General features: G+C 43.2%; 23 protein-coding genes. 8 read left to right on the top strand and 15 right to left on the bottom strand.

The window, feature by feature from the left end; genetic code table 11:
* Positions 1-18: 18 nt before the first annotated feature.
* The 3 genes from JHD44_RS14485 to topA are packed head-to-tail and all read right to left on the bottom strand — an operon-like array spanning position 19 to position 3,382.
* Positions 19-285, bottom strand: coding sequence for a hypothetical protein (locus JHD44_RS14485; RefSeq protein WP_133559692.1), 267 nt, complete (start codon positions 283-285; stop codon positions 19-21).
* Between the two features lie 2 nt (positions 286-287).
* Positions 288-758 (bottom strand): DUF6586 family protein, encoded by a 471-nt coding sequence (locus JHD44_RS14480; RefSeq protein ID WP_199463482.1) that lies wholly within the window; start codon positions 756-758, stop codon positions 288-290.
* Positions 755-3,382, bottom strand: coding sequence for a type I DNA topoisomerase (gene topA / locus JHD44_RS14475; RefSeq protein WP_199463481.1), 2,628 nt, complete (start codon positions 3,380-3,382; stop codon positions 755-757). The genes JHD44_RS14480 and topA overlap by 4 nt, the downstream gene beginning before the upstream one ends.
* 179 nt (positions 3,383-3,561) lie before the next feature.
* Here topA and JHD44_RS14470 point away from each other — a divergent pair, with 179 nt between their 5' ends.
* Entirely contained in the window at positions 3,562-4,350 is a 789-nt protein-coding gene (locus JHD44_RS14470) for a DNA topoisomerase I (protein ID WP_199463480.1), read from the top strand.
* On the opposite strand, the gene JHD44_RS14465 is transcribed toward JHD44_RS14470, so the two are convergent.
* Positions 4,316-4,795: a hypothetical protein gene (locus JHD44_RS14465; RefSeq protein WP_199463479.1), complete on the bottom strand. Its 480-nt coding sequence runs from the start codon at positions 4,793-4,795 to the stop codon at positions 4,316-4,318. The genes JHD44_RS14470 and JHD44_RS14465 overlap by 35 nt on opposite strands.
* Before the next feature lie 54 nt (positions 4,796-4,849).
* On the opposite strand from JHD44_RS14465, the gene JHD44_RS14460 reads away from it, so the two are divergent.
* A complete protein-coding gene (locus JHD44_RS14460; protein ID WP_199463478.1) occupies positions 4,850-5,287 on the top strand; it encodes a universal stress protein in 438 nt (145 codons plus the stop codon).
* Positions 5,288-5,354: 67 nt separating this feature from the next.
* Here JHD44_RS14460 and cysS read toward each other — a convergent pair whose 3' ends face one another.
* The 5 genes from cysS to JHD44_RS14435 all read right to left on the bottom strand — a co-directional run bounded on the left by cysS (position 5,355) and on the right by JHD44_RS14435 (position 10,508).
* Positions 5,355-6,737: a cysteine--tRNA ligase gene (cysS, locus tag JHD44_RS14455; RefSeq protein WP_199463477.1), complete on the bottom strand. Its 1,383-nt coding sequence runs from the start codon at positions 6,735-6,737 to the stop codon at positions 5,355-5,357.
* An 8-nt stretch (positions 6,738-6,745) separates the two neighbouring features.
* The gene (locus JHD44_RS14450) at positions 6,746-8,416 is read right to left on the bottom strand and encodes a glutamine--tRNA ligase/YqeY domain fusion protein (protein WP_199463476.1); all 1,671 of its coding nucleotides are present in this window, start codon (positions 8,414-8,416) and stop codon (positions 6,746-6,748) included.
* 101 nt (positions 8,417-8,517) lie between these two features.
* A complete protein-coding gene (locus JHD44_RS14445) occupies positions 8,518-8,847 on the bottom strand; it encodes an AzlD domain-containing protein (protein WP_199463475.1) in 330 nt (109 codons plus the stop codon).
* A complete protein-coding gene (locus tag JHD44_RS14440) occupies positions 8,840-9,562 on the bottom strand; it encodes an AzlC family ABC transporter permease (RefSeq protein WP_199463474.1) in 723 nt (240 codons plus the stop codon). The genes JHD44_RS14445 and JHD44_RS14440 overlap by 8 nt, the downstream gene beginning before the upstream one ends.
* A gap of 1 nt (position 9,563) precedes the next feature.
* The gene (locus tag JHD44_RS14435; RefSeq protein WP_199463473.1) at positions 9,564-10,508 is read right to left on the bottom strand and encodes a bifunctional helix-turn-helix transcriptional regulator/GNAT family N-acetyltransferase; all 945 of its coding nucleotides are present in this window, start codon (positions 10,506-10,508) and stop codon (positions 9,564-9,566) included.
* A gap of 174 nt (positions 10,509-10,682) precedes the next feature.
* Between JHD44_RS14435 and queC the strand changes: the two genes are divergently transcribed.
* The 4 genes from queC to JHD44_RS14415 all read left to right on the top strand — a co-directional run bounded on the left by queC (position 10,683) and on the right by JHD44_RS14415 (position 13,410).
* A complete protein-coding gene (gene queC, locus JHD44_RS14430) occupies positions 10,683-11,342 on the top strand; it encodes a 7-cyano-7-deazaguanine synthase QueC (RefSeq protein WP_199463472.1) in 660 nt (219 codons plus the stop codon).
* A gap of 105 nt (positions 11,343-11,447) precedes the next feature.
* On the top strand, positions 11,448-12,098 hold the full coding sequence (queE, locus tag JHD44_RS14425) for a 7-carboxy-7-deazaguanine synthase (RefSeq protein ID WP_199463471.1): 651 nt from the start codon (positions 11,448-11,450) through the stop codon (positions 12,096-12,098).
* A 30-nt stretch (positions 12,099-12,128) separates the two neighbouring features.
* A complete protein-coding gene (locus tag JHD44_RS14420) occupies positions 12,129-12,626 on the top strand; it encodes a peptidylprolyl isomerase (RefSeq protein WP_133559679.1) in 498 nt (165 codons plus the stop codon).
* A 4-nt stretch (positions 12,627-12,630) separates the two neighbouring features.
* Complete coding sequence (locus JHD44_RS14415; protein WP_199463470.1) at positions 12,631-13,410, top strand: UDP-2,3-diacylglucosamine diphosphatase; 780 nt, start codon at positions 12,631-12,633, stop codon at positions 13,408-13,410.
* A 33-nt stretch (positions 13,411-13,443) separates the two neighbouring features.
* Here JHD44_RS14415 and JHD44_RS14410 read toward each other — a convergent pair whose 3' ends face one another.
* A complete protein-coding gene (locus JHD44_RS14410; RefSeq protein WP_199463469.1) occupies positions 13,444-13,755 on the bottom strand; it encodes a hypothetical protein in 312 nt (103 codons plus the stop codon).
* A gap of 120 nt (positions 13,756-13,875) precedes the next feature.
* Positions 13,876-14,487, bottom strand: a complete 612-nt coding sequence (locus JHD44_RS14405; RefSeq protein ID WP_199463468.1) for a tRNA-(ms[2]io[6]A)-hydroxylase — start codon at positions 14,485-14,487, stop codon at positions 13,876-13,878.
* A gap of 95 nt (positions 14,488-14,582) precedes the next feature.
* On the opposite strand from JHD44_RS14405, the gene JHD44_RS14400 reads away from it, so the two are divergent.
* The gene (locus tag JHD44_RS14400; RefSeq protein ID WP_199463467.1) at positions 14,583-16,304 is read left to right on the top strand and encodes an SUMF1/EgtB/PvdO family nonheme iron enzyme; all 1,722 of its coding nucleotides are present in this window, start codon (positions 14,583-14,585) and stop codon (positions 16,302-16,304) included.
* A gap of 217 nt (positions 16,305-16,521) precedes the next feature.
* A complete protein-coding gene (acnB, locus tag JHD44_RS14395; protein ID WP_199463466.1) occupies positions 16,522-19,122 on the top strand; it encodes a bifunctional aconitate hydratase 2/2-methylisocitrate dehydratase in 2,601 nt (866 codons plus the stop codon).
* Positions 19,123-19,194: 72 nt separating this feature from the next.
* Here the strand turns inward: acnB and hpf are convergent, their stop codons facing one another.
* The 4 genes from hpf to JHD44_RS14375 all read right to left on the bottom strand — a co-directional run bounded on the left by hpf (position 19,195) and on the right by JHD44_RS14375 (position 22,711).
* Positions 19,195-19,590 carry a ribosome hibernation-promoting factor, HPF/YfiA family gene (gene hpf / locus JHD44_RS14390; RefSeq protein WP_199463465.1) on the bottom strand — a complete coding sequence of 132 codons (396 nt, stop codon included), beginning with the start codon at positions 19,588-19,590 and terminating at the stop codon, positions 19,195-19,197.
* 288 nt (positions 19,591-19,878) lie between these two features.
* On the bottom strand, positions 19,879-20,214 hold the full coding sequence (locus JHD44_RS14385; protein ID WP_199463464.1) for a DUF411 domain-containing protein: 336 nt from the start codon (positions 20,212-20,214) through the stop codon (positions 19,879-19,881).
* A gap of 91 nt (positions 20,215-20,305) precedes the next feature.
* Complete coding sequence (locus JHD44_RS14380) at positions 20,306-20,890, bottom strand: YqaA family protein (RefSeq protein WP_199463463.1); 585 nt, start codon at positions 20,888-20,890, stop codon at positions 20,306-20,308.
* A 201-nt stretch (positions 20,891-21,091) separates the two neighbouring features.
* Entirely contained in the window at positions 21,092-22,711 is a 1,620-nt protein-coding gene (locus JHD44_RS14375) for a thiamine pyrophosphate-dependent enzyme (protein ID WP_233402166.1), read from the bottom strand.
* Positions 22,712-22,739: the final 28 nt, after the last annotated feature.

The raw sequence follows: 22,739 nt of genomic DNA, 5'->3' as shown, positions 1-22,739 counted from the left end.
TAATTCGGAATGCATTATTTAATGTAATATCCTAGGCATAAACTCTTCATCGTGCACATCGCCTTCAGAGGAATCCATGCCACCGAAGTCTTCTGAATAAACGAAGTCGATTCCCGCATGGAACATGCACTTGGCAAGCTCAAAATAACGGTCTTTCAGGAAGTCTTTCGTATCATCAGAAATCGTGAGCGTTGCGATGGGAGTTTTATCGTCATCCTCCCCTGCTGGGCGTAAGACAATTTCACCATTTTCCAATTCGACAATTTCTAAGTATGTATCTTTCATCACTAATATTCTGCTGCGTCTTCGCGGTAACGTAAGACTAACTCTGTTAAAGAGCTCAAAATGTATTTCGTAGATGTGCCGGCATCAGAGCCGCGACCAATCAATTCAACTCCTGCTGCATAGGACTGATTAGCCACCTGACAATCCAAAGCGGCTTGATAAGCAATATATAATTGGCTCAGCCACGATTGTGCATTGCTTTTCAACAGCGCTAGCTCATTCAACACAGGAACACTGATCCCTTTTTCATTCGCGGCTTGGAGCAACAACTCCAAATCAAGAGAAGCAGATAGGTTATAAGAAGTTTTCACCTCTTGTAAAAGTCCATTCAAGCCGCTTCTTAACTGGAATAAAGCAGATGACTCTAGGCTTTGAGTCATCCAATCGTTATCCATTTCTGTTGCTTGCTGAAGCAGTCTTCTAGCGGCATCTAGGCGCTGATTAGTAACACTTGCTAAACTTGAGCCACTCATTTCTTCTTACCGTGTTCGATTTTCCATTTACCACCGTCATAGAAAGCCTTCCAGCCAGTAGGCTTACCCTCTACTTCAGTCATAATGTATTGCTCTTTAGTTTTACGGCTAAAGCGAATCACGGTTGGGTTACCCTCTTCGTCCTGTAACGGCGCTTTATCGAAGTAGTGGTATTTAGGATCAATTTGATCCATGTACGGTTTCAACTCTTTTACCAATGGCGGTCGAGTCTCACGCTTGCGTGGGAATTGACTCGCAGCCAAGAATAAGCCAGTAGCACCGTCACGCAAAACATAGTGATCTTCTACTTTTTGACATGCCAAATCAGGCATTGGTACTGGATCCATTTTTGGAGGAGCGACTTCACCATTTTTCAAAAGCTTACGAGTGTTCTTACATTCCTCATTGGTACAACCGAAGTACTTACCGAAACGGCCAGTCTTAAGCTGCATCTCAGAGCCACACTTGTCACATTCAATGACAGGGCCATCATACCCTTTCAATTTAAACGTGCCTTGCTCGACTTCATAACCTGTACAGGATGGATTATTGCCACACACATGCAATTTACGGTGCTCATCAACTAAGTAGCTGTCCATTGCTGAGCCACAGATGTCACAGCGTCGCTTGTTGATCAGCGCTTTAGATTCACCTTCTTCATCATCTACTGCAACCGCTTCATCGCCACTTACTAAATTGATCGTTGCCTTACAGCGTTCTTTTGGTGGCAATGCGTAACCAGAGCACGATAGGAAAACCCCAGTACTTGCTGTACGAATTTGCATTGGACGCCCACAAGTAGGACAAGGAATATCTGTAGGCGTAGGCTCGTTTGGAGCCATACCGCCGTCTTCAGCTTCCGCTTGATTTAGCGTTTGACTGAAATCTTGATAGAAGTTATTAAGGACTTTGATCCAATCTTGCTCACCTTCTGCAATGTCATCCAGCTTCTCTTCCATTTGCGCGGTGAAACTGTAGTTCATTAGGTCATCAAAGCTTGCTACTAATCGATCTGTAACGATGTCGCCCATCTTTTCAGCATAAAAGCGACGATTCTCAACTCGAACGTAGCCACGATCTTGAATCGTAGAGATGATCGAAGCATAAGTTGAAGGACGACCAATGCCACGCTTTTCTAGCTCTTTTACAAGGCTAGCTTCACTAAAGCGAGCAGGCGGCTTAGTGAAGTGTTGTGCTGGATCTAAGTTTAGCAGAGTGAGTTGATCGCCTTTTTGTACATCAGGCAGGATCGTGTCTTCTGCTTTCTTGCCAACTGCTGTCAACACTCGTGTGTAACCATCAAAACGTAGAATACGACCCTTAGCACGTAGTTCGTAATCGCCAGCCATGACAGTGATCGTAGTAGATGTGTATTCTGCTGGTGTCATTTGACAAGCGATGAATTGGTTACGAATTAAGTCGTAAAGACGGTGAGCGTCTTTATCCATGCCCTGAAGCATGTCTTGAGTAACTGTTACGCTTGATGGTCGAATTGCTTCGTGAGCCTCTTGGGCCCCTTCTTTACTTGAGTAACGAAGCGCTTCTTTTGGTAAGTAAGCATCACCGTAGCTCGATTGAATAAACTCACGAACCGACTCTACTGCTTCCTGACTTAAGTTTGTTGAGTCAGTTCGCATGTAAGTAATATAACCCGCTTCATATAGCCGTTGAGCGAGCATCATCGTCTTCTTTACACCAAAACTTAAACGCGTACTGGCGGCTTGCTGCAATGTAGAAGTAATAAATGGCGCTGAGGGTTTTGATCGCGTTGGCTTATCTTCACGATTGGCGACATTGAACGGTAGTTTCTCAATTCGCTGAACGTGTTCGTCAGACTGTTCCTTTGATGTTGGGCGGTATTCTTTACCCTGGTACTTAGCAGTTTCAAAGGTGATGTTTGAATCATCTTTTGTCGCTAAGTTAGCATCCAATTCCCAAAACTCTTCAGGAATGAAAGCTCGAATCTCTTTTTCACGCTCGACGATTAATCGAACTGCCACAGACTGTACACGTCCAGCGGATAAACCACGCGCAACTTTCGCCCAAAGCAAAGGAGACACCATGAAGCCAACAACACGGTCAAGGAAACGACGTGCCTGTTGCGCATTAACCCGGTTCATATCTAAGTCAGATGGCGTTTCAAAGGCAGATTTAATGGCGTTTTTAGTAATCTCGTTAAACACTACTCGCTTGTATCGCGAGTCATCACCACCTATCGCTTCACGTAAATGCCACGCAATCGCCTCACCTTCTCTATCCAAATCGGTTGCGAGATAGATAGTGTCAGCATTTTTTGCTAGTCGTTTTAACTCATCAACGACCTTTTCTTTGCCCGGAAGCACTTCGTAGTGAGCTGACCAATTCTGTTCGGGGTCAACACCCATACGATTGATTAGCTGCTTACGCGCCTTAGTGCGTTTATATTCGGCTTTTTCTTCAGGACTCATCTTTCGAGTTAAAGCCGCCTGTTTAGCACGCTCTTTTGGCGTAGTGGTGGAAGTCGTCCCGGTAGGCAGATCTCGAATATGACCTACACTCGACTTCACGACGTAGTCGTTGCCGAGGTATTTGTTAATTGTTTTCGCCTTTGCCGGCGATTCCACGATAACCAGAGATTTAGCCATTGAGTTGTTCGAGCCTTAATTACTTTTGAAAGATGAACGAAGTTTGAATACTTTAGGGGCGCAGATATTAAGCAAAGCGCTATTATATGACAAGCAATCCCTTGCAGATTCACAACATTCCTATTGCCGAGTCCAGCATTTGCCCTTTAACATACTGAAATCACTTAAAAAGGACAATCATGGCTACGCTTCAGATCTTAACTATAGTCATTCTTTTCATAATCGTACTGGTTTCAGTGGTTATTGGGTCACGTGCGCACCAGAAAGAGCAAGAATTAAAAGAGCGACGTTTAAAATATCTTCAGCTGCAAAACAGAGCTGATCGAATGGAGCAACATATCATAGGCCTACGCCAACTTAACACCGATATGATTGTAAGCGACGTATTTTATGATTTTTACCTTGAAAATCTACGTGAGCTAGTTTCTTACTCTGATGACCCTGAAAAAATTGAAGAGCGCATTGCTAAAGCAGAAAACGAAAGAGAAGAAGCTCCTATCGAGTTCAATTTAGAGCCTGATGAGATGAGCTTTCATGAAAAAACAAAATATAAGGAGCGCTTAACCAAGGCGGCTAAAATGCTGCTATACATGCGTCGCAAAGGGCGTATCAGCAACACTCACTATAAACTGTGTTACACCTATCTTCGCTGGCTAAATTTGTGGATTCAATTAAATCGCCAAATTGTTCAGGCCAATAAAAATTTTCACTCTGGAGATATGCGCGTTGCACAGACTTTATACAGCGTTATTCTTTCACATTTGAAATCTAACAACGTTGATCGACCTGAGAAGAAAGAGTTGGAAAAATTTGTTGATGGACGTATGAAAGAAATCATTGCACCACAAATTATGGCCATTCAGGATGCGGAAAACCCAGAAGAAGCTCTTTCTGAGTTCATGCACACCCTAGAGGATCAAAGTGCTTCTGATGCTATGTTGGACGAACCAGAGAAAGGTCAGCAATGAGCTCGCTTGCCTCGTCTACAGTATTTTCGTCACCTTGCTCACGCCAATATAAGCTTACCTTTGCATCACTTATTTCTAGGGCTACAAATATCTTCTGAGACTTTTCCAAGATTGCAATTGAGGAATCGCTTAACTCTAACGGCTTGTTTGCATACCACCCCTTGCATATCTCATTATGTTTCCATACCTCAAATGGGTACACATTAATGGTATCAAAGCTTTTTAAGGGTTTTTCGCGATATTTGTGGTAAGCACAAACGCTCTCTTTTTCAGTGATTTTATCCCATTTGTCGGGTAGATCGATACTGGTTAGCTGTACTGTTAAATTATGCTTTCTTGCCAGCATACGAAGTGACATTTTCTGACGCTCTCGTTTTGATGGCATGATCCATAATGCGGACCCCATCAATGAAAGGGTAATAAATACTACAATTAAAGCTGTCATTGAATTACTCTTATTAAGTTAAGAACAAATGGAACCCAAAATTGGAGGTATCCCATGCCCTACCAACGCATTGTTTTGGCGGTGGATTTAACGGATCAAAGTATTTTAGTGGCTAACAAGGCAGCAGCGCTATGTAAAGCCTTTGAGGGACAATTAACTATTATCCACGTAATTGAATCTTTAAACTATGCTTACGGTGGTGATGTACCGATTGATGTAAGTGACATTCAAGAGCAACTGCAGACGACAGCAAAACAACGCATGGAAGTCTTGGTTGATCAACTAGATGTACCAGTTCAGTCTACCGTTGTTACCCAAGGCGGTATTGAAAGCGAAATACATCGTGTTGCCGAAGAAAATGGCGCTGATTTAATTGTGGTGGGTAGCCACGGCCGACATGGTCTTGCTCTGCTACTTGGATCTACAGCCAATGGCGTATTACACGGAGCTCCGTGCGATGTATTAGCTGTTCGCGTTAAATCTGGCGACTAATCTCCATCACTCTAGACAAAAGGGAGGCAAAGCCTCCCTTTTTAATACTTACCAAGCACGCTCTATATTATCCACGCGTCCAAGTCGTCCCTTCACGGGTATCAAGCAGTGTAATCCCCTGCTCCAGTAACAAATCACGAATCTCATCACTGCGTGCAAAGTTTTTATCCTTACGTGCTTGAGCGCGTTCAGCGATAAAGCCTTCGATTTCTTCAGCAGATAAGCCCTCGTTAACCGTGCTGTTTTGCATAAAGTATTCTGGATCTTGAGATAACAAACCAACAAGATCAGCCAATGCTTTAAGTTCAGCAGCAAGCGTTGCAGCCTGCTCGCTTCCCTCTGCACGGGCTTTGTTTAGCTCACGTACCAACTCGAACAGAACAGAAAGCGCTACAGGTGTATTGAAATCATCACGCATCGCATCTTCAAAGCGTTGAGTGTATTCCGTAGCATCATAGCTACTCGCGATTTCTTGACCACGAAGCGCTGTGTACAGTCGCTCAAGTGCTGTCTTGGCTTCTTTCAAGCTCGCGTCAGAGTAATCAATACTGCTGCGGTATTGACTCGATACCATCAGGTAACGCACTACTTCTGGGTTGAACTTCTCAAGCACTTCACGGATCGTGAAAAAGTTGCCTAGTGATTTAGACATTTTCTCGTTATTTACACGAACCGCACCACAGTGCATCCAGTAATTAACATACTGCTCGCCTGTTGCTGCTTCAGATTGCGCAATTTCGTTTTCGTGGTGTGGAAACTTAAGATCCGGGCCGCCACCGTGGATATCAAAATGATTACCAAGACAGTGAGTCGACATCGCTGAACACTCGATGTGCCAGCCTGGGCGACCTTTGCCCCAAGGTGAATCCCAAGAAACTTCACCAGCTTTCGCTGGCTTCCAAAGTACGAAATCCGCTGGGTGCTCTTTTGAAGCTTCCACTTCAATTCGAGCACCAGCCAGCATGTCCTCAAGTTTACGGTTGTTTAACTTACCGTACTCAGAGAACTTGCTTGCACGGTAAAATACATCGCCACTTTCGCCTTGGTATGCGAAGCCTTTATCCACTAATACTTGGATCATGTCGATGATCTGCTGCATGAACTCAGTTGCTTTAGGCTCTTGATCAGGCAGTTTGTTACCTAGAGCTAATTCATCTTCGTGCATTGCCGCAATCATGCGTTCGGTAAGCTCAGATGGCTTTTCACCGTTTTCCTCAGCACGTTTAATGATCTTGTCATCTACATCCGTGATATTACGAACAAATGTCAAATCGTAACCAATGTGACGCAAGAATCGTGTGATGACGTCAAAAGAAATCATCGCCCGCGCGTGACCAATGTGGCAAAAGTCATAGACTGTAATGCCACATACGTACATTTTTACTTTACCTTCCTCGATCGGCTTGAACTCTTCTTTCTTGCCGGTCATGGTGTTAAACAGTTTTAACATGCTATGCCTTAGCCTTTCGCTTCGATTTTCGCCCAAGAATCACGTAGTGTAACAGTACGGTTAAACACCATACCTTCTTCTTTTAAGTCACGACAGAAGTAACCTTCACGCTCAAATTGGAAACCAACGCCTGCTTCTGCTTTCGCAAGAGACGGCTCAAGTTTCGCATTTTCTGCAACAGTCATGGACTCAGGGTTAATGAAGTCTAGGAATGTTTTGCCTTCGTGTTTCGCATCTGGCGCTTCATCGTTAAATAAACGATCGTATAGACGAACTTTAGCGTTCACAGCGTGCTTAGCACTTACCCAATGAATAACGCCTTTTGGCTTATAACCTTCTGGGTTAACACCAAGCGTGTTTTCATCGTAAGAACATAGCAGTTCAACAACGTTACCATTGTCGTCTTTAATGGCTTCGTCACAGGTAATCACGTAGCCACCACGAAGACGTACAGCAGTACCCAGACTTAAGCGTTTCCACTTGCGAGGTGGTACTTCTTCGAAGTCAGCAGCGTCAATGTAAAGCTCTTTGCTAAATGGTACTTCACGTGTACCTGCTTCTTCGTTTTTCGGGTGGTTACCAACGGTGAAGATTTCTTCTTTATCCTCTGGGTAGTTTGTCAGTGTCACCTTGATTGGGTTCAGCACGGCCATCGCACGGTTTGCATTAGCATCTAAATCTTCACGGATTGCGTGCTCAAGCATGCCAAAGTCAACGATACTGTCTGACTTAGTCACACCGATACGCTCACAGAAATTACGGATAGAGGCTGGTGTAAAGCCACGACGACGCATACCTGAAATAGTAGGCATACGTGGGTCATCCCATGCTTCGACATGATTTTCATCGACCAATTGCTTTAACTTACGCTTACTTGTCACTGTGTAGTTTAGGTTTAGACGCGCAAATTCAATTTGTTGAGGATGCGCAGTACCAAGTGTTTCAAGCGTCCAATCGTATAGCGGACGGTGATCTTGGAACTCAAGTGTACAGATAGAGTGGGTAATGCCTTCTAGCGCATCTGATAAACAGTGCGTGAAGTCATACATTGGGTAAACACACCACTTATCACCGGTTTGGTGATGATGTACGTGACGAATACGGTAGATAATTGGATCACGCATATTGATGTTTGGGCTAGCCATATCAATTTTTGCGCGCAATACTTTCTCACCGTCAGCGTACTTGCCGTCACGCATTTCTAGAAATAGGGCTAAGTTTTCTTCTGGTGTACGGTCACGGTATGGACTGTTTTTACCTGGCTCTTTTAGTGTGCCACGGTACTCACGCATTTGCTCTGCGTTCAACTCACAAACGTAAGCTTTACCTTGTTTGATCAATTCGCAAGCTAACTCAAAAAGCTTATCAAAGTAATCTGATGCGTATTTAGGCTCATCCGCCCAATCAAAGCCAAGCCATTCAACATCACGTTTGATTGACTCGATGTACTCAACGCTTTCTTTTTCAGGGTTTGTGTCGTCGAAGCGTAAGTTACATTGGCCTTGGTAACGTTGTGCAATGCCGAAGTTTAGGCAGATAGATTTTGCATGGCCGATGTGAAGATAACCGTTTGGCTCAGGCGGAAAGCGCGTTAGGACTTTGCCACCGTGTTTGCCAGTTTCGTTATCTTTATCAATAATTTGGGTAATGAAATTCCCAGTTTTAGACGCTTCTGACATGTTATGTTCGAATCCCGATTGGTGTTCATGTAACGTTTAGAAAAATTAGCGTAAGAGTATATCTGATTTTATTGATTGATTGGTATGTTCAAAAGCGAAAACTACGCCACAACAAAGACTTTCATAACGAAAAATACCATTACCCCTACACATATCGTGAGTAACTGACGCTGAAAGAACAAGCCAACGACAAGGCAAGTTAGTGCACCAACTAGCCAAGGGTTAAAAAGTGTGAGCAAGAGTCCATTGGCATTGGTTAAGGACATCGGCGCAATGATGGCGGTTAACACCGAAATAGGCACAAATTTCAACGCTTTGTTTAACCAGTCTGGGATGTGGGCTTTGTGTGCACTTGCAAATAGAACTGTGCGCACAGAATAGGTTACTAAAAACATACCAATGATAATCAGTGTTAGTTGAGCATTAGACATGTTTCGCCTCCTGTGAAGCATGCTGTGCATCATCACGATCAAGCACATAACCCGTTGTTACCGCCATCAATGTGGCCATTATCAGTCCTAGGTGGTTTGGCATCTCGCGCAATGCCACCGAAGCAACGATTGCCACAGCAAATGCTCCCCAATAGGGAACGCTTTTCAAATATGGAGTCACGATACTGATAAACGTTGCAACCATGGCAAACTCTAAGCCCCACTGGCTGATACCTGGTATCAATTCCCCCGCTAAAGCACCAATAACCGTTGTTACATTCCACATTAAATAAAAGCTAAAAAATGAGCCAATATAGGCTTTATGTCCTGTGTCTTTATTGGCTGATCCCATGTCATACATCGGGCGAACCGCAGCATAGGTTTCATCAATGAGCCCAAATCCCATAAATAACCGGAGTTTTAAAGGTAAATGTTTAACAAACTTTAGCATGTCGGCCGCATACAATATGTGCCTCAGATTGACCACAAATGTGGTCAATACAATCACCCATATGGGCGCACCTGCAGCAATTAACCCCAATGCAACAAATTGAGCTGAGCCAGCAAATACAATGCTCGACATGGCGATTGCAAACCAAATGCTTAAGTCATTCGCGATGGCCAACGATCCGAACAATAATCCAAATGGAATTCCCCCGATGATCATCGGTATTGAGGCAATAGCACCTCTTTGCGCATGCTGTAGTGTTTTCATGTTATCCCACCAATTGTTTTATCATTCTTATGTTGGCTCGTGGCACACTGAACCTATCAGCGTCCAAATCTTCAATAAACCCTGCTTTACGATATAAATTAAGTGCTGGCTTAAGCGATGTGTGTGACTCAAGCATCAAGCGCTGGCCACCTAGTTCTTTTGCTTCATTCATAGCATCGCTTAAAAGCACTTCACCAATGCCTAGTCCTTGATAAGCTTCAGTCACGGCAAGCTTACCAAGCTCAATTTCATGAGTTAAATGTGGCAACACGTAATAAGCACCTATTACCTCTCCTCCTAGGCTAGCAACTTTTACAACACCTCCTAAGTCACCAATATACTTCTGAGGTTGGCTGAGCAATTGTGTGTCCTTGGTATAGATTTCATGGCAAAAGTATTTCTCAAGCCATTCCAAGTTAAGTTGCTTGAATGCCTTAAAATCTTTGACGGTATTACATGATCGGATAACTAATTGCTCTGGGTTAAGCCTGTAAATGACTCTCTTAGCGTAAGGTCCATTTAATAAATCACCTTCGAGCAGCTCTAATTGCTGTAGAAAGGAACCCGAAACACGATCCAGATAACGCTGAAGCTCTTCGCCTATCACTTTCAAAATAGGTTCCGCTCTTAACATTTCTTGTTTACTTAGCTCTGAAAGGCTAATTGATGATCTGCGTTGATCATGAGGATCTTGAACCTTTAAAAGCAGCCCCTCCTTTAACATTTTTGCGACCTGTTTACTTACCGCAGGATGCGATAGGCCCAGTTGTTCTGAAATCTCAACCACTGACAATGCCTCTGCCTGCTGTAACAAGCGAAGGATAGGGAAATAGGTCGATGAGATTTTAAGAGACTGACTTGTATAGATTGACTGAACTTCACTGTATAGATAGTCACTCAATCTCTTTAGGCGACTTCCTAGGGATAAAATTCCAAACTGTTCCATGATGAACTTGCTCTCATAGTATGTAACTGGTTACGTACTTTATATATGTAACCAGTTACGCACAAGTGAATTTATTGCCTTCTCGCTATAAAAATTGCTATTTCATAGCTAGGACTAGTTAGAAATACGGTTTTTGCTATAATCCGCGCCCTTGAAACGAAGGGGAAATTATCCATGTCAAATAAAGCCGTTGTGGTCTATTCAGGAGGAATGGATTCTTACACTGTGTTGCACACAGCCCTAGCAGAAGGAAAAGAAGTGTATGCTCTGTCGTTTAACTACGGACAGCGCCATAGTAAAGAGCTTGATGTAGCAGCTGCCGTTTGTGCAAAACACGGCATTCCGCACAAGATTGTTGATATTTCAGCAATCAATAGCTTGATGGCTGGATCATCACTAACCAGCGAAATCGACATTCCAGAGGGACATTACGCTGAAGAAAGCATGAAAAACACGGTTGTTCCTAACCGAAACATGGTGCTTCTATCAATGGCGATTGCTTACGCAGTATCACTTGAAGCGCCAGAAGTTTATTATGGTGCACACTCTGGAGATCATCATATTTACCCAGATTGCCGTCCAGAATTTGTTCACGCCATGAATGCTGTGTCTAAAATTGCTAACTATGAGCCCGTAGAAATTGTTACGCCTTTCTTGAACAGCTCTAAGGGTGAGATTTTAGCTGCTGGCTTAGCAATGAATTTAGACTACTCTGACACATGGACTTGTTACAACGGACGTGAAAAAGCGTGTGGTAAATGCGGAGCGTGTAATGAGCGCCTAGAGGCATTTACAGAACAAGGCGTCACTGACCCATTAAACTACGAAGTCTAACGATTCGTAAAAATACGTAACTTGATTTAGCTTTTGCCAAGCAATTCGCTAATGACCGTTATCACTATCAACCCCGACTGTTTTCGGGTGATTGAAGGAATAACCATGTACTCCATTAAAGAAGCGTTTTATTCCCTACAGGGGGAAGGCGCTCATGCAGGTCGCCCTGCTATATTCTGTCGATTTACTGGCTGTAACTTGTGGACAGGCAAAGAAAAGCACCGAGCTAGTGCGAAGTGTCAGTTTTGCGATACCGATTTTATTGGTACCGATGGGCAAAATGGCGGCAAATTCAAAACTGCAGAAGCATTGATCGAGCATTTAGATACACTCTGGCCTGAACAAACAAGCCATAAATATTTAATCTTTACCGGTGGTGAGCCTGCTTTACAACTAGACGAAGCGTTGATATCGGCTGCGAAAGCTGCACACTATACATTGGCTATCGAAACCAACGGAACACTTCCCCTTCCCGATGGTATTGATTGGATCTGTGTTAGCCCTAAGACCGCAGCCCCCCTAGTTGTGAACCAAGGCAGTGAGCTAAAACTGGTCTTTCCGCAGGATCATTTACCGCCTAATTTATTCTCTGACCTTGAATTTGAGCACTTTTACCTCCAACCAATGGATCAGAGCGCCCTTCCAGAGGGTTGTGAGCGCATCAATGACGCTCAAGCACAGACAATTCGCTATTGTTTACAGAATCCGCAGTGGCGTCTAAGTTTACAAACACATAAAATGCTCGGCATTGATTGATTTAAACCTAACTGAATAAAGGAAAGTTACATGATCGTTTTCCATACGAATTTTGGCGACATCACTATCGAACTTAACTACGAAAAAGCGCCAAAAACGGCTAAAAACTTCGAAGAATATGTAACATCAGGCTTTTACAACGGTGTTGTATTCCACCGTGTTATCAATGGCTTCATGATCCAAGGTGGTGGTTTTGAGCCAGGCATGAAGCAAAAAGAAACACGAGCTCCAATTGAAAACGAAGCAGACAATGGCCTAGAAAACGTTGCTGGCTCACTAGCAATGGCCCGCACAATGGATCCTCACTCAGCTTCTGCTCAGTTTTTCATAAACGTTGCTGATAACAGCTTCCTTAACCACCGCAGCAAAACTCCAGATGGTTGGGGCTACGCAGTGTTTGGTAAAGTAACGGCTGGTATGGACGTTGTGAACAAGATCAAAGAAGTTCAAACAACGATCAAAGCAGGCCACCAAGACGTTCCTGCTGAAGACGTGATCATCGAATCAGCTGAGCTAATCAAAGAATAAGCGCATGCTTCGATACTTCATCTCAGATTTGCATTTGAGTGACAAACGCCTGGATCTCATCCAGGCGTTTGTACATCTAACGGATGAAATCTGCCAACAAGAAAAGCCTTGTGAGTTGTATATTCTAGGTGATTTTTTTGAAGCCTATATTGGTGACGATTACCAGCCTGACTGGATGAAAACATTAGACCAACAGTTTGAAAAGCTTCATCAATACCGTGTAAACACTTATTTTATTGTCGGTAATCGTGACTTCTTAATAGGTCAGTATTGGCTCGAGCGCAATCATGTCATCGCTCTTCCTGAGCAAGCTGAGCTTGAAACCTGCGACAAGGTAATAGCATTGGCTCATGGTGATGAGTTTTGTGTTGATGACAAAGATTACCAAGAATTCCGAGCAATGGTTAGACAACCTGCCTGGCAACAACAAGTGCTTTCCATGCCTCTCGAACAACGTTTGGCACTTGCTCAAAAGCTCCGAAATGACTCTAAAAGTAGTGCTGCAGACAAAAGCATGGCGATCATGGATGTAAATAATCAAGCTATTGTAAATGCGCTTCCAGAGCATACATCTTTACTTATTCATGGCCACACACACCGACCAGCTTTTCACCAAAATGAAGCTTTTAGGCGTTTAGTTTTAGGTGACTGGGATGATTTTGTTTGGTGCGCGATTTTGTCGGGAACTCAATTAAATCAATATTCAATCGAGACTGATAAATACATTCAATCAAAAAATACGGTATCAAGCTGGCATCTAGAACATCATGCCGCTATGAGCTGAGTAAAAAAAAGAGCAGTTTGACTGCTCTTTTTTTTACAGATGAAGTAAATCTCTAACCCAATCAGTTTCGGATCGATTTCTTGAACGCTTGTATTCAATGTTACGATCATGGAGGACAGCAATGGCCCGAAAAAAAGCATTATTTACCGTCACAGGGCTAAGCTCGACCCCATACTTCGACCACCAATGCTGCTGAGCTTTGCTCGTTAGTACTTGGTACAAATAATCCAACTCAACTGTACCTTGATAGACCTGCTCCAAATCAATACCAGGATCACTCTTGGCGATTTGCAAAGTTAGCCAATACGTCACATCTGGCAATAAATCGTTTGTTTGTGTGCCCATCTTCAGCCCTCCTCTTGTTAGAGTAGTTACTTCGAGATTAGCACACTAACTAGGATTGTGAAGGGAATTCTTTACAAACGTTTGTTTTAGTTCAGTAAAGCTTTGTATCAATCGCTGTACTTATGCGGCCTTTGGTGGGCCGCTGTGTACACGAAACTCAACATCTGGCTCATTAATGAGTTGGCGTTCAACTTCACGAAAGAATTGAACACGATCTTCTATCGACTCTCCTGCATACTCCTCAGCTAAGGACAAATAATCCTCAAAATGTCGTGCTTCAGATTTAAGAAGAGATTTATAGAACTTAGCAATTTCTGGAGGTAAGTGTGGAATCAATACAGCAAAACGTTCGCAAGAACGAGCTTCTACATACGCACCAATGATTAAAGTGTCGATGAGTTTAGCAGGTTCATGAGTTCGAATGTGTTGACGTAAACCGCTGGCATAACGCGAAGCCTCAAGATGACGGTATTCGATGTCACGGTTTTTCATAATCTTAAGAACTTGCTCAAAGTGTAATAGCTCTTCACGTGCTAATTGAGACATTTTATGCAGCAGATTTTCCCGATCAACATAGCGATACATGAGATTCATCGCCGTTGAAGCCGCTTTCTTTTCACAGTGAGCATGATCTACTAAAAGCAATTCTTCATTTTCCAAAGCCCATTTCACCCATGCATCAGGTGATTGACATGGTAAAAAAGCTACCAGCTCAGGATAATCAGTTAACATCAACACTACCTTTTTTCTAAAAAAAAACCGATTATACTCTCATTAAGACGTTTAATCAGCACAAGCAAAACATTGATTTGGATATCAATTCGGCAATGAACCAATTTTATGATGTAAGTAAACTGAGCATTGGCCAACAGGTTGGAGTCGAGATTGACCCATATGTTCTTAACTATCCTTTAAGCGATGATAGAAGTGTTTGGGTTGCAGATCAGGGTGGGCAATCTTTTGTATTACGCTTTTTCAGATCTGAGAGAGGGGATGTTAATCAATTTCTGTCCATTGCCCGACGTCATGCAAAACTAAAGCATCCGGCGATTACTAGGAGCTACCCTCCTTTCTATTCAAATTTGTGGGTCTTCTCGATTTACAATTTGTGTGGTGGTGAGCGCTTGTTTAGCCACCTCGGCAAATACCCAGAAGGCGCTCCGCTCAATATCGTGCTAAGTATCTTTGATCCTATCGCAAAGGCGCTAGACCAAGTACATCAGCACGGATACATACATGGCCATTTAGATTTAAGCAGTGTTCATGTAGTAAATGGTGCGGGAGTATTGACCGGTTTTGGAACACATAGCTGGCTCGATAAAATAACCGATCAAGATATGGATGGACGTTTCATCCCACCTGAATATAAAAAGCGTCGCCCTAGTATGACCGTCGCTTCTGACAATTATATGTTTATGCGTTTGTTGATCGCTTCTTTGGTGGGCGAGTCATGGCTTGATAATGGTAAACTGGACCATTTGCCAGATCATGTCGATAACTTAAACAAAGAAACATGGAATAAATTACGTAAATGGGCGCATCCGTCGGAGAGGCATCGTCCCAAGTCACTTGTTGATGTGATGCGCTTCTTGCGTGCAAATCTCTTTTTGAATAGCTCAAAGTCCAACGCTGACGCTTCACTGCCACCGGCCAAGAAAAAGCTATCCAGGAAAACTACTCTGGCGGCAGGTTTAGGTTTATTTGCAGCTTCGGCGATTGCTGCAACTCTATTATGGCCTGAATCCGATCCAACTGAACCTTTGGAGCAGACGACTGCCTCTAACACCCCCCAAAATAAATTTGATGCCCTACCTCAAATACTTGAAGAAGATTTGAAAGATGGTGGTAAGGCTCCAAAAGTAGAGAAAATTGCTCCAGCAACATTCCAGATGGGGGATATTAATCAGTCAGGTGATGAAAACGAGTCTCCCGTTCATGAAGTAAACATACCTACAGGTTTCTATTTTAGTAAGAATGAAGTTACTTTTGATCAATATGACCGCTTTGTGGCCGCTTCTGGGCGAATGCCTCCACCGGATAATGGTTGGGGAAGAGGCTCTCGCCCGGTAATAAACGTAAGTTGGTATGACGCAAAAGCCTACACTGCGTGGCTATCTGAACAAACAGGTTCAGAATACCGCCTACCTACTGAAATCGAATGGGAATATTCGGCTAGAGCAGGATCATCAACCGCTTATTGGTATGGCGATGATGTTAAACCCGGTTACAGTGTTTGTGATAGTTGTGGTAGTCAATGGGATGGCGTGTCTACGGCTCCTGTAACATCACAAGCAAGCAATCCACTGGGCATTTTTGATATGCATGGAAATGTGGCCGAATGGGTTGAGGATTGCTATCACCCTAACTACGAAGGTGCCCCCACTTCAAATCAAGTGTGGTTGTCTGACCAATGTAGCGGCCGAGTCCTAAGGGGAGGCTCTTGGTTTGATATTCCAACCGTAGGCAGAAGCGCTACGCGTTATAGAGCTGAACCCACACTGAGAGCCAGTAATTGGGGCTTTCGTGTGGTAAGAGTAGTAAAACCATAACTCTTACCACCCTGTTCCAATAATCTTCACAAATACCACCTATTTTACATTTATATGCCTGTCGGTGCTCACGAGCACCGATTTTTCGTTAGAATGATATTTGATCTATTTGCCAGTGCCGAGCTCTGTTCTCATAAACATTCCTATTTGGACAGTGTTGCTTCGGCTTAAACAGCATCGATTAACAAATCGATGCCCAGAAGTAAGGGGATCTATCATGTTAAAAGCATATCGGAAACACGTCGAAGAGCGTGCCACTCAGGGTATACCCGCAACACCTCTTGATGCAGAACAAGCAGCTAAATTGGTTGCTCTACTCAAAAATCCGCCCTCCGGTGAAGAAGAATTTTTACTTGATTTACTTAAGAATCGAATTCCAGCTGGGGTGGATGAGGCTGCTTATGTTAAAGCAGGCTTCCTTTCAGCAATCATAAAAGGAGAAGCCGCCTCACCACTAATTGATAAAGCCTACGCAACTGAATTACTAGGCACCATGTTAGGTGGTTATAATATTCAGCCTCTCATTGAGTGTCTCGATGATGAAGAGGTTGCCCACATTGCAGCTAAAGCACTGTCAAATACACTTTTAATATTTGATGCATTCCACGATGTAGAAGAAAAAGCCAACTCTGGAAACGCATACGCTAAGCAAATCATCAAGTCTTGGGCTGACGGCGAATGGTTTACAAGCAAGCCTAAGTTAGCAGAGAAAATCACTGTTACTGTTTTCAAAGTTCCAGGCGAGACAAATACTGATGACCTCTCCCCTGCACCGGATGCTTGGTCACGACCAGATATTCCCTTACATGCTAATGCGATGCTAAAAATGGCTCGTGATGGCATCACACCAGACGTTGATGGCGAAGTAGGCCCGATTACAACGATCAACAAATTGAAAGAGAAAGGCTTTCCTTTAGCCTATGTTGGTGATGTAGTGGGAACGGGCTCAAGCCGTAAGTCAGCAACCAACTCGGTGCTTTGGCACATGGGTGAAGATATCCCATTTATACCTAATAAAAGGTCAGGCGGCATTTGCTTAGGAAGCAAAATTGCACCAATTTTCTATAACACCATGGAGGATGCTGGTGCTTTGCCTATCGAGCTTGATGTTGATGGGCTGGAAATGGGAGATGTGATCGACATTTACCCATACGAAGGTGTTGTAAAAAAACACGACACAGATGATGTCATCACAACCTTTGAGTTGAAAACTCAGGTTTTACTAGACGAAGTTCGTGCTGGCGGCCGTATCCCCCTCATTATTGGACGAGGTCTTACCAATAAAGCACGTGAATCACTTGGTTTAGGTCACTCCGATCTATTTTTAAAACCAGGTGAAATTGAAGACTCAGGTAAGGGTTATACGCTCGCCCAAAAAATGGTCGGTAAAGCATGTGGCCTTGAGGGTGTTCGCCCAAATACGTATTGTGAGCCTAAAATGACAACCGTTGGTTCACAAGATACAACCGGTCCAATGACCCGGGATGAGTTAAAAGACTTGGCATGTATTGGTTTCACTGCAGACTTGGTTATGCAGTCTTTTTGTCATACTGCAGCCTATCCAAAGCCAGTGGATGTGACCACACACCACACACTACCAGACTTTATTATGAACCGGGGTGGTGTGTCATTGCGTCCAGGGGACGGTATTATTCACTCCTGGTTAAATCGAATGTTGCTTCCTGATACTGTCGGTACAGGCGGTGACTCCCACACCCGCTTCCCTTTGGGTATTTCATTCCCAGCTGGCTCTGGACTTGTCGCTTTTGCGGCTGCAACAGGGGTGATGCCACTTGATATGCCAGAATCTGTGCTAGTCCGTTTTAAAGGTAAAATGCAGCCAGGAATTACATTACGTGATTTGGTTCACGCTATACCTTATCAAGCCATTAAAGATGGTCATTTGACCGTTGAAAAGAAAGGTAAGAAGAATGTTTTCTCAGGCCGTATCCTTGAAATTGAAGGTCTAGAGCATTTAACGGCCGAGCAAGCATTTGAACTGTCTGACGCTTCTGCTGAACGCTCTGCAGCCGGTTGTACCATTAACCTATCAGAAGAATCTGTCGCTGAGTATCTCAAGTCTAATATCATCATGTTACGCTGGATGATTGCAGAAGGTTATGGCGATCCTCGTACTTTAGAACGTCGCGCTAAAGCGATGGAAGCTTGGCTGCAAAACCCGCAATTAATGCGAGCAGACAAGGATGCAGAGTACGCTGCAGTGATCGAGATAGACCTTGATACCTTAAAAGAGCCAGTTTTATGTGCACCGAATGACCCTGATGATGCTCGTTTACTTTCTGAGGTAGAGGGTGAGAAAGTCGACGAGGTGTTTATCGGTTCCTGTATGACCAATATTGGCCATTTCCGTGCTGCGGGTAAGCTTCTTGAGTCAGCTGGACAAGTTGTTCCAACAAGACTATGGATAGTACCTCCAACGAAAATGGACCAACAGCAACTTACCGCTGAGGGTTATTACAGTATATTTGGTAAAGCAGGAGCACGAGTTGAAATGCCTGGCTGCTCTTTGTGTATGGGTAACCAAGCGCGAGTCGCAGATAAAGCAACGGTTGTCTCTACCTCAACACGTAACTTCCCTAACCGCCTAGGGAATGGTGCAAATGTCTTTTTAGCCTCTGCTGAACTGGCTGCTGTCTCGTCTTTACTAGGTAAACTGCCAACGCCTAAAGAATATTTTGAGTATGCGAATAAGATTAATAGCATGTCTGCTGAGATCTACGATTACTTGAATTTCGATCAAATGGGAGAATATGTAAAGAAAGCTTCCTCTGTCATCGCAACTGATGCAAAAGCTTAATTATAAATTCGATGATCAAAAAAGGGCGCTTTACAAGCGCCCTTTTCTATTCTTGAAAAATATAAAAATCACTTAGATTGCATCGCGGCGATCTAGCTCATTAAACTCTTCTTGCTCTTCTCGTTCTTCTATTGTCTCTACATCACGAGCATCAGGATGATGTTTTCGGCCTTCGTGTTTGGCTTTGTGTTTGAGAAGTTGTTTCTCAAGTTTTTCGACTAAAGTATCCACTGCTACGCCAAGTTGTTTATCAGTCGTAACAGAAGCAAATAAATCGTGACCCGGAATGTGAACTCGTGCCTCAAGAATTAGTTCACTCTTATTTTGGTGGCTCTCTGAATTAACTATGACTTTGATAGAAGTAATATGGCTGTTGATGTCAGCTAGCTGATCCATTCCCTCTTTGATTGTATTCTGAACTTCTTCAGTAGTGTGAACATGGTGACCGCTGATATCTAATGTATACATAATAATAATTCCTTCTTCCTATCCCATTACTCAGGGACGTTTAGCGTTTCATTGTCACAACTAATAACCTAAGGGTGTTTTCATTCTTTTTCAACCAGTGCTAAGTAAAAAGACTGATAATTTTTTGTAGCAATTGATCAGAGCCACATCTAAAGAAATATTTTTTATAAAAACCTTTACTTATCAGAAGCCTACAATAATTAACATTAGCTTACGACTTCTATCTTGTTAAAAAAAACGCTGCTATGCAGCAGCGTTCGACACACGAATATTCGATTTATCTATCGTCTATGATTGATCAGCTAGTGAGTTAACTTTCTCGAACACTTCGAGTTCCCCATCCGACTTAAGTAAATAAACAACATATGGCATGAACTGATCGTTGTATTCCATGCCGGGCGATCCAACAGGCATTCCAGGGACAACCAGCCCTTTCGCATCTAAAACGGGCTTACTTAAAAATTGCTGGATAAATTTTGCTGGAATATGCCCTTCGAAAACATAACCAGAATCAGACACGGCGGTATGGCAGGATCTAGCATTAGCAGGTATGCCTAAATCGGCTTTTAATCCCGCTAGATTATCAGAATGTTGGATCTTGGTATGTGCACCATGTGACGTCATATGATCAACCCATCCTGTACAGCAACCACATGTGGGGCTTTTATGAACTAAAAATGCCTCGTCTAAGTCAAAAGATGCCTTCGAGTGAGCTTTATAGGAAAGATGACAGCCACCACAACACGATAACTAAAATGGACAGAACGATAATTGCCTTTGTTTTGTACTTACGAATAAGGCTTTCTGCTTGATTTCCAGCGAAATATACAACTAAGGCCAAGCCAAAGTAACGGATAGAGCGAGCGATCGTTGTGGCAGCGATAAACCCAATCAATGAATACTTCGTTGCTCCTGCAGCCAGCATGGCGATTTGAAACGGCACGGGGACAATCCCTAGCGTTAAAACAAACCAAAAACCTTGGCTTTCCATTTTATTGCTAACTTGTTCAAATTGCTCAGGGCTAGAAAAGGTTTGTATGACCCAGTCACCGACAAGGTCAAATAAGTAGTAACCTAAGGCATAACCAACTAATGCTCCCACCATACAACCCAAGGTTGTCATGAATGCGATCAGCCATATTTTTTCTCTACGTGCCTGAAGCAAAGGGACCAACACAGCCTCTAACGGAATGGGCACGATAATGGATTCAAGAAACGAAGCAAGAGTAATCCCCTTAAGCATGTGTTTGGAGTTAATCGCTCGCTTTGTCGTTTGTTCAATGGATTTTAAAAATGCCATATTAATTCCCTTTACTTTAAAATTGCCTAACCCCATAAAGCAGCAACAAACGTCACTACTTCATGGGGGGGATCAAATGAAATTAACGGATGAAGTTATCTTTAAGCAGATCAACCACCTCATCAGCTCTTCCGTTTAAGACCGCTTTAATACCAAATAAAGCGGTTGATGCAACTTGCCCTGCTTCAATTTTTGGAGGCATCACCAGCTCCATTGGGCTGACTTTTTTACATCAAGTAGTGCTGGTTTATCTGATGCAAGCCATTGCTTCATTGCATGATCAATTTCCTTTGGCTCCTCAACTCGCCAGGCATCTAAACCGATCGCTTCAGCAACTTTTGCAAAATCAGGATTTTGAAGTTTGGTGAAACTGTCTAATTGCCCCTCTACCCGCTGTTCCATTTCGACGAAACCCAGAGACTCATTGTTATATATCAGCAATTTCACTGGTATATTTTCTTGAACAAGTGTTAATAAATCCCCCATTAACATTGTCATTCCACCATCACCACACAATGCAATAGCCTGCAGCTCTGGATAAGCTTTTGCTATGCCCATAGCTTGTGGGTAGGCATTTGCCATGGTTCCATGAGAAAGACTGGTTAAAAACCTTCTTTTTCCTTTGGCTTCTAAATGCCTTAATAGCCAGACCATTGGTGAGCCACCATCTGCAGTGAAAACTGCATTGTCAGAAGCATATTCGTTTAATTTTCGTGTGACTGTTTGAGGATGAATTAATGAGTAATTAGACTCTTCCTCTTTGCGATATCCTTCCAAATCATGGCGCCATTGGTTTAATGCTTTTTTAAGATGCGCATCACTTTTTTGAGTTGTTAATCTATTGAGCAGAATATTCAAAGTAGATCGGACATCTCCTGTCAGCCCTAAATCTATCGGGCAACGTTTGCCTAAATGTTCAGTATTTAGGTTAATTTGCGCGATTTTAGCATTAGTAGGGTAAAACTGTGTGTAGGCAAAATCTGTCCCAAGGCATAGCAGGAGGTCACAGTCTAAAACGGCTTCCATACCCGCTTTATTGCCCAATATGCCAGTCATACCAACTTGATAAGTGTTTTCTGGTTCAATAAATTCCTTTGATCTTGAGCTATGAACAATCGGGGCATTAAGTTGCTTAGCAAGCTCTATCACTTCATTTCGAGCATCTCTAGCGCCAATACCCGCATACAAGGTAATTTTTTTAGATTCATTAATCAGATCTATTAATTGCCCAAGCTCGGATTCGTTAGGATGAGTCACGGGCGATGTTCGGTTAACTGTCCATTTCAAATGATCGTTTACCTTTTCCTTGAACATATCGCCATTGACAACGACCACTGCGACACCTTTGTTAGCTAATGCTGCTTGAGTTGCCTGAGTGACAATTCGACAAGCTTGGTCAGGGTGGGAAATCCTTTCACAAAATACCGAGCATTGCTCATAAATTTGCTTTTGATCGACCTCCTGTGGAAAGTTAAGGCCTTCTTCCATACGGTCAACATTTGACGCAATAAACACTAAAGGAGAGCCATTACGATGAGATTCAAAAATGCCATTGATAAAATGCAAGCTTCCTGGACCGCAAGTTCCAGCGCAAATTGATAGCTCTTGTGTCATGTAAGACTCTGCGCCTGCTGCAAAAGCGCCTACTTCTTCGTGCCTTACATGCACCCATTCCAACTCAGATGTTCGTATTTTATCTGTGAAATGATTGATCGTATCTCCAACTACACCATAGCATCGCTTTGCACCTGCGTTACTTAATGTCTCAACAATTACCTCTGCTACATCTTTGCTCATCTTTAATCTCCTTAAGCTATCCATAAAAATCATCTTCGCTTAATTTGATGCC

The sequence above is a fragment of the Marinomonas ostreistagni genome, assembly GCF_016461785.1.
In the GTDB taxonomy this organism is placed as follows: Bacteria; Pseudomonadota; Gammaproteobacteria; order Pseudomonadales; family Marinomonadaceae; genus Marinomonas; species Marinomonas ostreistagni_A.
The sequence above is the reverse complement of the archived record's forward strand: the minus strand, read 5'-3'. Positions and strand labels throughout refer to the sequence as shown.

Coding starts and splice junctions, on each gene's coding strand:
- JHD44_RS14460 (WP_199463478.1), top strand. CDS start 4,850: ATGCCCTACCAACGCATTGTTTTGGCGGTGGATTTAACGGATCAAAGT.
- JHD44_RS14405 (WP_199463468.1), bottom strand. CDS start 14,487: ATGTTAACTGATTATCCTGAGCTGGTAGCTTTTTTACCATGTCAATCA.
- acnB (WP_199463466.1), top strand. CDS start 16,522: ATGTTAAAAGCATATCGGAAACACGTCGAAGAGCGTGCCACTCAGGGT.
- JHD44_RS14440 (WP_199463474.1), bottom strand. CDS start 9,562: ATGAAAACACTACAGCATGCGCAAAGAGGTGCTATTGCCTCAATACCG.
- topA (WP_199463481.1), bottom strand. CDS start 3,382: ATGGCTAAATCTCTGGTTATCGTGGAATCGCCGGCAAAGGCGAAAACA.
- JHD44_RS14410 (WP_199463469.1), bottom strand. CDS start 13,755: ATGGGCACACAAACAAACGATTTATTGCCAGATGTGACGTATTGGCTA.
- JHD44_RS14435 (WP_199463473.1), bottom strand. CDS start 10,508: ATGGAACAGTTTGGAATTTTATCCCTAGGAAGTCGCCTAAAGAGATTG.
- JHD44_RS14375 (WP_233402166.1), bottom strand. CDS start 22,711: ATGGATAGCTTAAGGAGATTAAAGATGAGCAAAGATGTAGCAGAGGTA.
- JHD44_RS14470 (WP_199463480.1), top strand. CDS start 3,562: ATGGCTACGCTTCAGATCTTAACTATAGTCATTCTTTTCATAATCGTA.
- JHD44_RS14450 (WP_199463476.1), bottom strand. CDS start 8,416: ATGTCAGAAGCGTCTAAAACTGGGAATTTCATTACCCAAATTATTGAT.
- JHD44_RS14380 (WP_199463463.1), bottom strand. CDS start 20,890: ATGGCATTTTTAAAATCCATTGAACAAACGACAAAGCGAGCGATTAAC.
- JHD44_RS14480 (WP_199463482.1), bottom strand. CDS start 758: ATGAGTGGCTCAAGTTTAGCAAGTGTTACTAATCAGCGCCTAGATGCC.
- JHD44_RS14415 (WP_199463470.1), top strand. CDS start 12,631: ATGCTTCGATACTTCATCTCAGATTTGCATTTGAGTGACAAACGCCTG.
- queC (WP_199463472.1), top strand. CDS start 10,683: ATGTCAAATAAAGCCGTTGTGGTCTATTCAGGAGGAATGGATTCTTAC.
- JHD44_RS14420 (WP_133559679.1), top strand. CDS start 12,129: ATGATCGTTTTCCATACGAATTTTGGCGACATCACTATCGAACTTAAC.
- hpf (WP_199463465.1), bottom strand. CDS start 19,590: ATGTATACATTAGATATCAGCGGTCACCATGTTCACACTACTGAAGAA.
- cysS (WP_199463477.1), bottom strand. CDS start 6,737: ATGTTAAAACTGTTTAACACCATGACCGGCAAGAAAGAAGAGTTCAAG.
- JHD44_RS14485 (WP_133559692.1), bottom strand. CDS start 285: ATGAAAGATACATACTTAGAAATTGTCGAATTGGAAAATGGTGAAATT.
- queE (WP_199463471.1), top strand. CDS start 11,448: ATGTACTCCATTAAAGAAGCGTTTTATTCCCTACAGGGGGAAGGCGCT.
- JHD44_RS14400 (WP_199463467.1), top strand. CDS start 14,583: ATGAACCAATTTTATGATGTAAGTAAACTGAGCATTGGCCAACAGGTT.
- JHD44_RS14445 (WP_199463475.1), bottom strand. CDS start 8,847: ATGTCTAATGCTCAACTAACACTGATTATCATTGGTATGTTTTTAGTA.
- JHD44_RS14465 (WP_199463479.1), bottom strand. CDS start 4,795: ATGACAGCTTTAATTGTAGTATTTATTACCCTTTCATTGATGGGGTCC.
- JHD44_RS14385 (WP_199463464.1), bottom strand. CDS start 20,214: ATGACGTCACATGGTGCACATACCAAGATCCAACATTCTGATAATCTA.